This window comes from Spirosoma pulveris, assembly GCF_054781875.1.
In genome coordinates, this window is sequence record NZ_BAAGTO010000002.1 from 1,120,787 (window position 1) to 1,133,549 (window position 12,763).

The following is a 12,763-nucleotide window of genomic DNA, read 5'->3' on the forward strand; positions in this document are numbered from 1 at the left end:
ATTCGAACGCAATGTCTGTAGTTGATTTTCCAATTTCGGCGAAGTCTGGGTTGAAGGCAAATCTGCCTTCCGATCGGCAGGCCATGCCTGAACAGATGGAGGCCAACAAATGGCTTAAGCGAGGTATCTGGCTGTATTTCTGGCTGCTCATTCTGGAAGGTGCCTTACGGAAGTGGGTGTTGCCGGGACTAGCTACTCCCCTGCTGATCGTTCGCGATCCAATCGCGGTTATGCTGATCATTGGTGCCTGGAAGAACGGGCAGTTACGCATAAACGGCTACATGCTCGGCATGGTATTCATTGGCCTGATCGGCATTTACACCGCCATTTTCCTGGGCCACGGAAACTTAACGGTGGCCTTGTTCGGCGCTCGTATTCTGCTGTTCCATTTCCCGCTGATGTTTGTAATCGGGGCCATTTTCGAGCGTGAAGATGTTGTTAAACTCGGCAAGATGACCGTTCTGATTTCGGTCTTCATGTCCATCCTTATTGCCATCCAGTTTTACAGTCCTCAGTCGGCTTTTGTGAACCGGGGCGTCGGGGGCGATATGGCGGGGGCTGGTTTCGACGGGGCCATGGGCTATTTCCGGCCACCGGGCACCTTCTCGTTCACCAATGGTCTTCACCTCTTCTTCGGGTTCGCGGGCATCTTTATCTTTTATTTCTGGGTCCAGGCCGAAGGCATCAACCGACTCATTCTGCTGGCCGCTACGGCGGGTATGGCCGCTGCGATACCCTTTTCCATCAGCCGAAGTTTACTGCTTTTTGTGGCCATCGACTTTGGCTTTGTCGCCATCGCCATTCTTCGCAAGCCACAGTATGCCGGGCGCATGATTATGCTAATTATTGGGGCACTTATCGTTGTAGCGATACTAAGCCAGCTGCCGGTTTTGCAGGCGCCTATCGAAGCGTTTGTCTCCCGTTTCACCAGCGCCAGCGATGTAGAAGGTGGCCTCAAAGGTTCTTTGGGCGACCGGTGGCTGGGTGGTATGGCCGGTGCGTTGAACGACTCGTTCGATCAACCCTTCTGGGGATATGGCCAGGGTATGGGCACTAACGCAGGCAGTACGCTGCTAACCGGTGGTTCACGCGCATTCCTTATCTCGGAAGGTGAATGGGGCCGCGTAATTGGCGAAATGGGGCCTTTACTGGGACTTCTACTGATTATGATTCGGGTGGGCATAAGCATTGAATTCATCGTGATCGGGTACAAACGACTCATCGCCGGTGATTTCCTTCCCTGGGTGTTGGTCGGCTACATCCTGATGATGGTGCCTCAGGCGCAGTGGGCACAACCAACGGCCCTAGGCTTCAGTACACTGATTGGCGGGCTCTTTCTGGCCTCGCTGCATCGGTCCCAACAAAAAGCGGTTGCCAACACACGATAATGACTACACCCATGCGTATTGTTCTGATAGGAAATTATTCACCCGACAAACAGGAAAGTATGGAGCGGTTTGCGCAGATGATGCACACCGGTTTCCAGAGCCTGGGCGTTAAGTCCGAGATATGGCGTCCGGTCGTTTTCTTCGCCAAAGGGGCCGGTAACACGACCGTCGGGCTGGGCAAATGGCTTGGCTACCTGGATAAATGGCTGCTGTTTCCGCTGCTGCTGCGCTGGCGTTTGCGGCCGGGTGCGGGCTACGATACCGTCCGGTTTCATATCTGCGATCATTCCAACGCACCGTACCTGGGGCATTTGCCACACGAGCGCACGGGCATTACCTGCCACGACGTACTCGCCATTCGGGGAGCGATGGGCTTTGAAGATGCCTACTGTCCGGCGTCCGGATTTGGTAAAATTCTTCAAAAATGGATTCTCGGTCATTTGTCACGGGCGAAACTCCTGGCAACCGTCTCTAAACTCACCCTGAAACAGCTGACCGAACTGGCCCCCGGCCATCCGACTCCGCAACAGGACTGGCGCGTCATTTACAACGCTTTTAACGGACATTTCCGACCCATGCCCGAAGACGAAGCCCGTGAATTACTGCACCAGAAAGGCATTCGTTTACCCGAACCATTTATCCTGCACGTTGGCTCCGGCATGGCCCGCAAAAACCGGCGAATGCTGCTGGATATGACCGCGAAAGCGGGCTCTCAATGGACCGGTACGGTCTGTTATGCCGGTCATGCGCTGGAAGACGAGCTGCTTCAACTGGCCAACTCATACGGACTGACCGAACGGGTCGTTTCGGTAACCCAACCCGATCATAACACGCTGGTAGCGCTCTATATTCTTTGCCAGGCGTTTGTTTTTCCTTCTTTTTCAGAAGGTTTTGGCTGGCCGCTCATCGAGGCTCAGGCCTGTGGCGCCCCGGTCATTACCAGTACCATCGAACCTATGCCCGAAGTAAGCGGTGGTGCGGCTTTGTACGCACACCCATCCGAACCCCTGGCTTTTGCCGAAGCCCTGCTGGCTTTACAGAATGAACCTACCCGCGCCGAGTTTATCCGGTGGGGTTTTGAAAATGCGGCCAACTTCGAGTCGGATCGCATCATGAACGCTTACCTCGCCATCCACAGCCCGGCACCCGTTACGGTCCATTAATATGTTTCTGAAACTCATTTCATTTTTTCTTCCATGGAGCTTACGCCGACGTGCTCTCAACAAGTGGTTCGGCTTTGAGATCAGTCCGACAGCGCACATTGGCCTTGCCTGGATTTTTCCGACCCGGCTCATCATGAAGGATAATGCCCGAATCGACCATTTCACCGTAGCCGTTAACCTCGACCGAATCGAGATGGAAAAAGACGCGTACATCGGACGCAGCAACTGGATCACCGGCTTTTCCAAAGATGCGGACTCGGCCCATTTTCGCCACCAGGCGGCTACCCGCCGGCCGGAGTTATGGCTGGGCGAATCGGCTTCGGTCAATAAAAACCACCATCTGGACTGTACCAATCGACTGGAGATTGGCAAGTTCTCAACCATTGCCGGTTACAATTCCCAGTTTTTGACGCACTCGATCAACGTGGAGGAGAACCGGCAGGACAGCACACCCATCAGCATTGGCGACTACACCTTTGTAGGCACCAACGTGGTGGTACTGGGCGGCTCTCGCTTACCGGACCATTCGGTGCTTGGGGCTAAGTCGCTCCTGAACAAGTCGTTTGATGAACCGTGGATGCTCTACGCCGGTGTACCGGCCAAAGCCTTGCAACCGGTGCCCCGAACGGCCAAATATTTTTCCCGTACTGAAGGTTTTGTCATTTAATCAACCCGGCAAAACGCCAGATACCGCAAAACAATGAACGTTTTACATGTAGTTGCCGGCATGGACCCCACAACCGGGGGCGTTTGTCAGGCTATACGCACCATAATTAATGGGTTGACCGAACTGGGTATTCAGAACGAGGTAGCCAGCATTGACGCACCGGATGCCCCCTACCTGGCCGATTACCCTTTCCCGATCCACGCCCTCGGTCCGGCGGGCCGGTCGTGGCAGTACAGCGCAAAGCTTGTTCCCTGGCTGGTAGACAACCTCAGCCGTTTCGATACCGTTATTGTGCATGGCCTATGGCTGTACCACAGCTATGCCGCCCGGAAAGCCATACAGCAGGTCAAGAAAGAGAAATCAACTGCGGGCAAGATGCCCAAAGTGTTCATCATGCCGCACGGTATGCTCGACCCTTGGTTTCAGGAAGCCAAAGGCCGCGAGTTGAAAGCGCTGCGGAACTGGCTCTACTGGAAGGTTATCGAAGACAAAGTCGTTAACGAAGCCGATGGAATGCTGTTCACCTGCGAGGAAGAGTTGCTCCAGGCCCGCAAGCCCTTCAGACCCTACCAGCCCAGTCAGGAAATCAACGTTGGGTACGGTATTGACAGCTCACCGGCTTTCACACCCGCCATGAAAGACGCTTTTCTGGCCAAATGTCCGGAGCTCACCAACCAGCCTTATTTCCTGTTTCTGAGTCGGATAGATGTAAAGAAAGGGGTTGACCTGCTCATCAAAGCGTACGCGGCCGTCGTGGCGGCCAATCAGCAGACGGGCACGACGGTGCCGAAGCTGGTCATTGCCGGGCCGGGTCTGGAAACGGCTTACGGGCAAAGTATGCAGCAACTGGTGGCCGGTAATGCGCTCATCAAGGACAACGTCATCTTTCCGGGTATGCTCACGGGCCATACCAAATGGGGCGCTTTCTACGGCTGTGAAGCCTTTGTGCTCCCCAGCCATCAGGAAAACTTCGGCATTGCTGTGGTAGAAGCCCTTGCCTGCGGAAAGCCGGTCCTGATCTCGAATCAGGTGAATATATGGCGGGAAATTGCCTCGGCAGCCGGTGGCTTCGTCGCTCCCAATACGGTTGAAGGTACCCGTCAGGTACTGGAAAGTTGGCTGAGTCTGACACCTGCCGAACAGCGCAAGATGGAAAAGCAGGCCCGCTACGCATTTGATCAGTATTTCTACATCAACCCGGCAGCTGCCCGTATGGCGCAGGCCATCAGCGCCTGAGACGCAGGAAATTTCGTACGAACATGGTAATGGTTAATCAGGATACATTCACGGGCCCTTCGTTTTCTCTCAAGAACCGAATTGGCCGAGTCATATGGGGTGTGTTTGCCGCGTTGTTCTTCCGGCTCTCCCCCCGCCCCTTTCATAGCTGGCGGTCGTTTGTGCTCCGGTGTTTCGGGGCCAAAGTTGGCCGGGGCGTACACGTCTACCCGAATGTAAAAATTTGGGCTCCATGGAACCTTGACCTCGCCGACGAATGTGGCGTAGCAGACGGGGCCATCCTGTATTCGCTGGCTAAAATCACACTTGGGCAGCGGGCGGTGGTATCGCAGGGGGCGCACATCTGCGCGGGTACGCACGATTACACACGTCCCGGCTCTCCGCTGGTAGCCATGCCGATTGAGATTGGCGACCACGCCTGGGTAGCGGCCGAAGCCTTTGTCCATCCGGGCATCACCATTGGCAACGGCTGCGTAGTGGGTGCCCGCTCGGTGGTAACCAAAAATATGCCCCCCTGGTCAATCTGTGCCGGTCATCCCTGCAAGCCGCTCAAAGAACGTATCATGCAGGAAGCCTAAATGCATTAATTCAGACACATCATACGATAACGATATTATGATCCCGATTTCCGTACTGATTCTCACAAAGAATGAAGAACAGGATTTACCCGAATGCCTCAAGTCGGTAACCTGGTGCGATGACGTTCACGTGTTCGACTCCTTCAGCGACGACCGTACCGCCGACATTGCTCTGGCTGCCAACGCGACCATTACGAAGCGGAAGTTCGATAACTGGTCGGCACACCAGAACTGGGGACTGGCCAATATTCCATTCAAATACCCCTGGGTACTGTATATCGACGCCGACGAGCGGGTATCAGATAGTTTACTGGCCGCGCTGAAAGCTTTCGATACCACCCGGACGGATGCCGTGGCTTTTGAAATCCAGCGCCGGGATTTTGCCTGGGATGGTACCTGGCTGAAACACGCACAGATGTCGCCGTACTACCTGCGCCTGTTCCGCCCGAACAAGATGCGTTACGAACGGCTGGTCAATCCGGTATCGCTGCCGGATGGCCCTACGGGTCGGCTGAGTGGTTTTCTGGATCATTATCCGTTCAGCAAAGGGTTCCGGTTCTGGTGGCAGCGGCACTTGGGCTACGCGGACATGGAAGCCGCTACACACCTCGCCAACATGAACGGGCAAACGTCATTTTCTGTGCAGAAAGCACTGTTCGGTAAGGATTTCACCGAAAAACGATTCCACCAGAAAGGGCTGTTCTACCAAATGCCCGGTCGGCCCATTATCAAATGGCTGTATATGGTGGTCGTTCGCCGGGCCTTCCTCGACGGCGGAGCCGGGGTTACGTACTCGACGCTACAGGCCATTTACGAATACTTCATCGTCCTTCGAACAAAGGAGCTGATGAAACAGCAGCAGGTAAAACCGGCAGACAAACCGCCGGTACTGGTAACCAGTTAGTATCCATTCATGCGCTCAACCATCCTTTATATTCTTTTAGCCGTTGGATTACTCAGTGTCTTTCTGTTCAGCTGGCTACCGCAACCGAGGCTGGAACTGTCGCATTATCTACCGATTTGGGTGACCCGCTGGGCAGACGACGATGCGAACATGAATATCCGAACGGCCATTCCGTTCGTTTTCCTCGGCGGTCTTTCGGCCATTTGGCTGGTCATTTCAGACCGGCCCTGGCCGATGTGGATAGCCACCTGGCTGGCTCTGGTTGCCATTGTTACGCTGGCCGAAGCGGGTCAGTTGCTGCTTCCCCTCCGTCACTTCGACTGGGGAGATATTGGCTGGGGAGCAGTGGGGGCAGCCGTTGGCCTCGTTCTTATTACGGCGCTGATGCTGGCGGGTCGCGAGATCAAATCCCTTTTCTGAAGGCCCCCTGCGCTTATGTAATCCCTGCCATGCCTGTTCGGCATGACCGGACATTTTCTCAAACGACTCTCAATAACACACAACTGGCTCATGGCTAACAAACGGGTTCTTATTTACAGTCAGACGTTCGCTCCCGACCATAGCGGCATCTCTATTTATGCTTCGGACTACGCGTTTTATTGCGCCGAGAACGGCTACGACGTCAATGTCATCACCGGTTTCCCTTTTTATCCGCAATGGCAGAAACGCAAAGAGGATGAAGGCAAACTCTTCGCTACAGAAGTGATCAATAACGTTACGGTTCACCGGGGGTATTTATACGTTCCGCACAACCCATCGGCTTTTCAGCGAATCATGCATGAAGTATCGCTGACCTTCTTTGCCCTGATCAACTCGTTCCGGGTAAAGCGGCCGGATGTGATCGTGGTCTTTACAACCCCTGTTCTGCTGGGTGTACTGGCGGCCTTCATGAACCTGTTCTGGCGCCGGAAGCTGGTCATCAACGTCCAGGACTTTCAGGTCGAAGCGGCTTACTCGCTGGGTATGCTGAAAGGATCGGCTATGCTGAAGGTCATCAACGCTCTGGAGTTGTGGAGCTACAAAAAAGCCGACTACGTATCCAGTATTTCGGGCAGTATGCTCGACCTGCTGCGCGACCGCAAAAAGCTCCCCGACAGCAAGATCCTTTTCTGGCCGAACTGGACGCACAACGACGAAAAAACCTTCGTTAAGCCCGAAGCCGGGCTGTTCCGTAAGAAGTTCAACTTCGCTCCGTCCACTAAACTCATTGGTTATGCCGGTAACGTGGGTAAAAAGCAGGGACTGGATATCCTGCTGGACACCGCCATCGAATTTGCACATGTGCCGGATGTACAGTTCCTGATCATTGGCGAAGGGGCCGATCTGGAACGGCTCAAGGCCTATGCTGCCGAGAAGTCGATCCGGAACGTTCAGTTCATGCCTTTCCTGAACTCATCTGAATACCTTGAGTTCCTGGCCGATGTCGATGCGGTCTTTATCTCGCAGGTGAAAGTACCGTTCGATATCTACTTCCCATCGAAACTACTGGGTATCATGGCCATGCGCCAGCTGCTGATCGTCAACGCCGACGCTAAATCGGAACTGTACAAGACAACGAAGAAAAACGACATCGCCCTGGTGAGTGACTACGGCGACATGGCTACCCTGAAGAAATACGTCTCCATGGTCATCACCAACGATCCGGTTATTGAAGATTACAAATCAGAAGCCGAAAAATTCGTGGTGCAGTTTAGCCGGGAAGTCGTGCTGTCGAACGTTGCGCATACCTTGCTGGATCAACCCGTATCTGCCCCTCAGGAAGCAGAAGTTGTTAATCAGTAAGAATACATTACGACAACCGGTTCGAGTATCGGTCGTTTACTAATTCTGGAGACTAAATTATGCTTAGGTTAAAAACGAGTAAGGGACACTTGCTCCTGCTGGCAAGTCTGATTCTTTGCGGCCTGCTGCCCTTGCTGGCAGCCGCTCAGCCCAAAGACCGGATTCCCTTCTCGTTTACCCTGAAAACAGCAGCCCGGACCAGCGCGGGCGTATTCTCCAAAGATAGTGTGCTGCTCCGGACCCTCTGGAGCGGTGTTGAGTACCCGGCGGGTACGCATCAAAAAACCTGGGATGGTCTTGACGATGAGGGCAGACTCATTCTAGAAGGCGATTACGACATCCGGGTATTATCGAATAATGTAAACTATACCTGGGAGGGCGTTATCGGCAATTCGTCCTTTGGCATCAGCAAGGGTAACAGCATGCATCGGGCTTTCCTGCGCATGCAGAGTATGGCCATTAGCGGTAACACCGCCTATTTTGGCGTGGGTTATGCCGAAGGCAATCCCTCGCAGGCCAAGTTCACCGTAAACAATCCCCAGACGCGGATCGAGTTTTCGCCGAAAGGCGAAACGGCCCAGGCCACGCTGTTTACAGCCACCGATGGAACCACCGTCTACTGGGCCGGGTACGATGGGTACGGCAACGGCAACAGCTGGTTTATTTACGGCACCAATACCAGCGATGATAAAGAGAAACTGTTTCCCAAAGGCACTTCACTCAAGATGGCCCTTGGGAAAACGTACGCGTCCTGCCTGGACGTAATTCGGGAGACCAATGGCACTATTACGGGGCTGGCCGTCCAGAAAAAGGGAAACTACCTGTTCGTTTCGCATAAGGCAAGGCACCAGATTCGGGTGTATGACAAGACAACCGGTGCACCAGTCCAGACGCTTTTCTTCAACGATGCGGCCGGACTGGCCGTAGATGGGCAGGACCAGCTTTGGGTCATCAACGGCGTGAGCGTTCGTAAATACACCGTTGCCACCGATGGGAATCTGGTCGAAACACCCATTTCACTTTCGGGTCTGGAGCGTCCGATGGCGCTGGCCGTATCGCCCGACAACGGAACGGTAGTCGTTGCCGATGGCGGAGGAAGCCAGCAACTGAAAGCCTACGACAATGTGAGTGGCGAGTCGAGCTGGACACTGGGTCAGCCGGGCGGATACTTTACAGATCCCACGGTGAGCAACGACAAGTTCTACTTTTCGGATGTGAGCGGCATCATCAACGATACGTTCCTAGCCTTTCAGCCCGACGGGTCGTTCTGGGTGGGTGATTCGGGGAATTACCGGGCGCAGCACTACTCGGCCAGCCGAACCTTCATTGACCGGATTCAATACATGCAGCACGCCTACAGCTCGGAGGTTGACCAGAACAATCCCCGGCGCGTGTTTTGCCAGTACCTGGAGTTCGATGTCGACTATACCAAACCGCTGGCCTCCTCCTGGACGCTGATCAGGAACTGGCGGGCATCGGTACCGCAGACGTATTTTGCTCAGCAGAATATCAACCACACATTCATCATCAATGTGTTCAAGTCGGTAACGACGCTTAGCAATAACCGGACGTATGCGTTATTGCAGCAAGTGAATCCGAAAGGATGGAGCGTTGTTGAATTACCCAAAAGCGGCCCCCTGCGGTTTACGGGGATCACCCTGGACGACACCGAGTATTACCTGGCAGCGGATGGCTCGCTGAACCAGACCGTTAGCCAGCTCAGCGGAGCGGGTGGTAACGTGAAGTGGCAAAAGAAGCTGCTGGCGGGCTTCAATCAACAGAATAACCCCCTCTGGTCGCCCTCATTACTTACGGCTCATATTCCGGCTATCAGGGCCACGGACCCTATTGATTTTACGGGCTATAGCAACATGCGCCCTGGTTTGACCACCGCAAACGGTACGATCATCTCATTTAACAAAAACAAGATCAGCGCCGACAAATCGAACGGATTTGGCTTTCACCTGGGCGGCATCAAACCGGGCACTTCGAGCTGGGCCTGGAAAACAGCCTACGCCACCACAGAGGAGTACACCGGCAACTTCCCGCCCGACGGAGCCTATGATGTGGGGAATAGCGTTGAGTATGCCGGGGGCGATGTAACCGTTAGCGGGCCGCATATCTTCTGGTCTTACCACGGCGAATTTTGGAAAAACAGCCAAACCAACAAATGGAACCACGTCTACGAAAACGGCTTGTTTGTGGGCCAGTTTGGTGTACTGGGAACCGAAACCGGAGGACAGCCCGCTTTCCCGGGCATGGCCGGCAATGTGCTTTACGGTACGGCAGTGGCCGGATCCGATGGGTCGATCTACATCTGGCATGCCGAAGAAGCGGGGCATAGCGGTGTGCATCGCTGGAAAGTAACCGGCCTGGAAACCATTCAGCAGCAGACCATTCCGGTTTCGCTAACGCGGCCACGCACCAATGGCCTGCTTGGTACCTACGCCGAAGGTCCCGACCTCAACAACGCCAATACCCGACTGATTAAACTCGATAAACTGGTTAATGTAAACTGGGTCGAAAATCCGGTTGGCGCAAAACTGTCGGTTACGTCGGATTTCTCCGTACGATGGAGCGGCTTTGTCAGTCCGCAGTTTTCGGAAGAGTACACGTTTTACATCGACGCCACAAAAGGCGTACGTCTCTGGATCGACAATAAACTGGTGATCGACCAGGTCACAACAAACAGCTCGACAGAGTACAGCGGCAGCATTTACCTGGAGGCCCATAAGCAATATATGGTTCGCCTGGAGTCTTATGGCGGCAGCCGGGCGGCTTTTTCCTGGTCAAGCGCCAGCCAGTCTAAACAGATTGTTCCTTCCGAGTACCTGTACCCGCCCATTGAAACGGATACGACCAATGGTCTTGACTTACTGGAGGGCCTACCGGCCAGCAGCATCCTGCAAAACGACCTGTATGGCTGGAAACGAAGTCCGGCGCAGGAGGAGTATACCGACATAAATGCGAAATACTGGACTGCCCGCACCACCGTTAAACGATATGACCGGTTTGCGTCTCCTGATCTGTTCATGTTCTTCCGGCAAAACAGCGCCAATTACAGCATTAGCCGTAATCTGGGCAACAACGATTTACGCAATAGCTGGCGGCTGCAGGGGGTCATCAATCAGGAAGGTAACTTCTTCACCATTGACGAAGGGCGCAACCGAAACGGGGGCAGCTATATAGAGGTACTCGACGACGACGACAAAGTAATTTCCCGTATTAATTGCCAGGTCACCCTGGTTCCCACGCCCATTGGCCGAATCTATGGCAACGATAAAATCATTGCGCAGGGGGACTACAACAACGTTATCATACCGATCTTCAACCGTGCTCAACCCCTCGACATAACGATGGTAAACGGCACAGTCTACATCAAATATGGCCCTTTCAATGCAGTGAGCACATCCGTTCTTGACCCGGCAGCTAACTGGCATAAGCCCACAACGCTGCGCATTTCTTTTTGGGGAAATGGTTATAATGTTAATCGGGTCGTTGACATTGAGCAAATGCGTTTTTTTTTCAATAACTCACCATCGGTAGTGCTGCTAAATGCCGATGACGAGGCAAATACCCTTGAAGCGACTACGCCGTCAACCAAGTATAGAATTCAGGTAAGTACCAATGGAGGTCCTTATATGCCCTATATCGGCATTATCAACGTGGGCAATCAGACATGGCCTGAAGGGTACTGGAAATTCAAGTTAGATGCACCGGGTGCTGAGGTTGTTAACAGCCCGGCCTTTATGGCATCTACAGACATCAAATTCAGCGTTTACCCGAACCCAACGGAAGGGATACTTTATATTCAACACCCCATTGTTGAGGGCGATTGTAAACTCCGGGTATTCTCTATGGATGGAAAGGAAGTGACCAGCTGGATTCCGGCAACGGGTACGTCAAATTCCACCGTTGATGTCAGCACATTTACAAAGGGGACTTATGTCCTACAATTTCAAAAGAATTCTACGAATGTATCCACTCGATTTATTCGGTAATCTCGCTGGGGTGTCTGTGAGGCAGACGGATTAAAAGACTAATATTAAATTTTAATATAGGTCAAATAACAAACAGTTTTTTTAATTTCCCTAACCTGTCAAATCGATTTTCAGTACCATGCAACTAGTTTTCGTACTAGCCAGACGATAAAAATAAACAGGCTGGTACTGATGACTGCTATTATAGTCCAGGGACCGGGAATAAAATTGTTAAGTTTCGATTTTTTCACTGAGTTATAATTTCGGTAATAGTAACGGTCCTATGAAATAGCAACAAATGCAATTTGCAGAATGTTGACATTTTATACTTTGGACTAAAAATAGATTAGTAAGTCGATACAAACATAGTTACGGTTGATACTTTAATTTGCACTAAAAAACGATAGCGGTATTCGGCAATGAAAAATAACTTATGGTTGTCTATCTAATAAAGTAGCTAAGTACGTGACTCAGGCCTGTTTAGCCTTGTTATAATTAGTATTCGGTTGCTAAAAATAAGTAATCTACTGAATGATTAATTTACCTAAACAGTTGTTTATATACCTGTTAAACGAATTGAAAACTTAACTCACAACTAATGACACGAATAGTTTAATTCCACTATAAATTATCATTTATAGATAACTCATTTATAAAATAGAGACTCAATAAATTTACCCCGTCTTTATTTTATTTTAGACATTATTTATTAAATCTAATAGTTGAACAAAACGCCTAGTAAAAAACTACTATAAGATGTAAAAGTTATATATAACTACTTCATAAATTGTTACTAGGGAATGCACTGCCATTAAAACCGGGCACATAAATGCTCAACAAATGCGGCCTTATTTCAAAACCGCAACAGGATGAATTAAACGCGCAGTGGCGTTCGTTCATCCAATTGAATTTCACAAACCAAAACAAAAGAATACAATTATGAAGATTGCACTCGTTACCGGGTCAGCTGGTTTGATTGGCAGTGAAGCCGTCGCCTTCTTCGCCGATAAATTCGACCTCATCATCGGCATCGACAACAACATGCGCCAGTACTTCTTCGGCACC

Annotated in this window: 9 protein-coding genes and 1 pseudogene; all 10 read left to right on the forward strand. The window is 52.0% G+C overall.

All coding sequences use genetic code 11. The features are described 5' to 3' along the window. The first annotated feature begins 11 nt into the window (after positions 1–11). Positions 12–1,388, forward strand: a complete 1,377-nt coding sequence (locus tag ACYVJM_RS12865; protein ID WP_461148621.1) for a hypothetical protein — start codon at positions 12–14, stop codon at positions 1,386–1,388. Between the two features lie 11 nt (positions 1,389–1,399). Continuing rightward, complete coding sequence (locus ACYVJM_RS12870; protein ID WP_461148622.1) at positions 1,400–2,551, forward strand: glycosyltransferase; 1,152 nt, start codon at positions 1,400–1,402, stop codon at positions 2,549–2,551. 1 nt (position 2,552) lies between these two features. Continuing rightward, the gene (locus ACYVJM_RS12875; protein WP_461148623.1) at positions 2,553–3,218 is read left to right on the forward strand and encodes an acyltransferase; all 666 of its coding nucleotides are present in this window, start codon (positions 2,553–2,555) and stop codon (positions 3,216–3,218) included. 33 nt (positions 3,219–3,251) lie between these two features. Next, positions 3,252–4,454 carry a glycosyltransferase gene (locus ACYVJM_RS12880; protein ID WP_461148624.1) on the forward strand — a complete coding sequence of 401 codons (1,203 nt, stop codon included), beginning with the start codon at positions 3,252–3,254 and terminating at the stop codon, positions 4,452–4,454. A 23-nt stretch (positions 4,455–4,477) separates the two neighbouring features. Further along, positions 4,478–5,032, forward strand: a complete 555-nt coding sequence (locus ACYVJM_RS12885; RefSeq protein WP_461148625.1) for a DapH/DapD/GlmU-related protein — start codon at positions 4,478–4,480, stop codon at positions 5,030–5,032. 37 nt (positions 5,033–5,069) lie between these two features. Then, a complete protein-coding gene (locus ACYVJM_RS12890; protein WP_461148626.1) occupies positions 5,070–5,936 on the forward strand; it encodes a glycosyltransferase family 2 protein in 867 nt (288 codons plus the stop codon). A gap of 9 nt (positions 5,937–5,945) precedes the next feature. Continuing rightward, entirely contained in the window at positions 5,946–6,356 is a 411-nt protein-coding gene (locus ACYVJM_RS12895) for a hypothetical protein (RefSeq protein WP_461148627.1), read from the forward strand. A gap of 90 nt (positions 6,357–6,446) precedes the next feature. After that, positions 6,447–7,718: a glycosyltransferase family 4 protein gene (locus ACYVJM_RS12900; protein ID WP_461148628.1), complete on the forward strand. Its 1,272-nt coding sequence runs from the start codon at positions 6,447–6,449 to the stop codon at positions 7,716–7,718. A gap of 59 nt (positions 7,719–7,777) precedes the next feature. Then, entirely contained in the window at positions 7,778–11,719 is a 3,942-nt protein-coding gene (locus tag ACYVJM_RS12905) for a PA14 domain-containing protein (RefSeq protein ID WP_461148629.1), read from the forward strand. A 918-nt stretch (positions 11,720–12,637) separates the two neighbouring features. Beyond that, positions 12,638–12,763 (forward strand): annotated as a pseudogene (locus ACYVJM_RS12910) (NAD-dependent epimerase/dehydratase family protein); the annotation flags it as partial.

Excerpts from the sequence above, each read along its gene's own strand:
- ACYVJM_RS12870 (WP_461148622.1), top strand. The coding sequence starts at position 1,400 with ATGCGTATTGTTCTGATAGGAAATTATTCACCCGACAAACAGGAAAGT.
- ACYVJM_RS12900 (WP_461148628.1), top strand. The coding sequence starts at position 6,447 with ATGGCTAACAAACGGGTTCTTATTTACAGTCAGACGTTCGCTCCCGAC.
- ACYVJM_RS12885 (WP_461148625.1), top strand. The coding sequence starts at position 4,478 with ATGGTAATGGTTAATCAGGATACATTCACGGGCCCTTCGTTTTCTCTC.
- ACYVJM_RS12865 (WP_461148621.1), top strand. The coding sequence starts at position 12 with ATGTCTGTAGTTGATTTTCCAATTTCGGCGAAGTCTGGGTTGAAGGCA.
- ACYVJM_RS12875 (WP_461148623.1), top strand. The coding sequence starts at position 2,553 with ATGTTTCTGAAACTCATTTCATTTTTTCTTCCATGGAGCTTACGCCGA.
- ACYVJM_RS12895 (WP_461148627.1), top strand. The coding sequence starts at position 5,946 with ATGCGCTCAACCATCCTTTATATTCTTTTAGCCGTTGGATTACTCAGT.
- ACYVJM_RS12880 (WP_461148624.1), top strand. The coding sequence starts at position 3,252 with ATGAACGTTTTACATGTAGTTGCCGGCATGGACCCCACAACCGGGGGC.
- ACYVJM_RS12890 (WP_461148626.1), top strand. The coding sequence starts at position 5,070 with ATGATCCCGATTTCCGTACTGATTCTCACAAAGAATGAAGAACAGGAT.
- ACYVJM_RS12905 (WP_461148629.1), top strand. The coding sequence starts at position 7,778 with ATGCTTAGGTTAAAAACGAGTAAGGGACACTTGCTCCTGCTGGCAAGT.